The sequence below is a fragment of the Pseudomonas sp. F01002 genome, from assembly GCF_004402115.1.
Classification (GTDB): domain Bacteria; phylum Pseudomonadota; class Gammaproteobacteria; order Pseudomonadales; family Pseudomonadaceae; genus Aquipseudomonas; species Aquipseudomonas frigoris.
This window is the reverse complement of sequence record NZ_SOPU01000024.1, coordinates 177,192-177,411: the sequence shown is the minus strand read 5'-3', so window position 1 is coordinate 177,411 and position 220 is coordinate 177,192.

The window sequence follows — 220 nt, the reverse complement described above, 5'->3', positions numbered from 1 at the left end:
CCGTCGCGTAGAAGCGCAGGTTGAAGCTAAAGCTAAGTAATTAGCTCGTAGCTCTGAAAAGCCCGGCTTAGGCCGGGCTTTTCTTTGTCTGCGATTTGGGTTTTAGCGGGAGATTTGCGTTGCGGCGAAAAGATCGTCCGAACGCGGCCCGAGCCTTCGGCAGCTCCTACGGGATTGGATTTGCACACGGTCAATGTAGGAGCTGCCGAAGGCTCGGGCC